The organism is Streptomyces sp. NRRL B-24572, from assembly GCF_002156145.1.
GTDB classification, from domain to species: domain Bacteria; phylum Actinomycetota; class Actinomycetes; order Streptomycetales; family Streptomycetaceae; genus Streptomyces; species Streptomyces vietnamensis.
This window is the reverse complement of the sequence record NZ_MWIG01001154.1, coordinates 201-706: the sequence shown is the minus strand read 5'-3', so window position 1 is coordinate 706 and position 506 is coordinate 201. Positions and strand designations below refer to the sequence as shown.

At 71.0% G+C, this 506-nt stretch carries 1 protein-coding gene and 1 pseudogene; both read left to right on the top strand.

Annotated elements, in window-relative coordinates; translation table 11 throughout:
- The first annotated feature begins 84 nt into the window (after positions 1-84).
- A pseudogene (locus CCN56_RS41000) lies at positions 85-296 on the top strand (CbtB-domain containing protein).
- Between the two features lie 14 nt (positions 297-310).
- Positions 311-506: CbtA family protein (locus CCN56_RS45460; RefSeq protein WP_373412968.1), on the top strand; the 196-nt coding region annotated here is incomplete at its 3' end.

Here is a 506-nt window from a genome sequence, read left to right as displayed (position 1 = left end):
AGGGGCACATCACGGTGAGTCAGACCCGTGGACCGTCGTCCTGCACCACCGTCTGGGACGCGAGTTCCCACAGGAGGTTCCATCATGGCCGAGGCCGTCGTCTCCGCTGCTGTTTCCACCCCGTCCGTCGCCGTACCCGCTCCGCTGCCCGTGCGCGCCGTACTGCCCTGGGCCTTCTTCGTCGGGCTCCTCGCNNCGTGGGTGCCGAGCAGGGCGCCACCTCCCTGTTCGCCGGCTCCGACGTGCACGAGTGGGTGCACGACGGGCGTCACCTGCTCGGTTTCCCCTGCCACTGAGGGGCGACTCGCACATGCACGCCTCGACTGTGAGGACCCTACTGGTCCGCGGCATGCTCGCGGGCCTGATCGCCGGGCTTTTCGCCTTCGCCGTGTCCTACGTGGTGGGTGAACCGCCCGTGAACAGCGCGATCGCCGTGGAGGAGGCCAAGGCCGCCCAGGAGGCCCCGGCCGCCCACGGGGCACACGCCGGCCACGGTGGCGGTACGG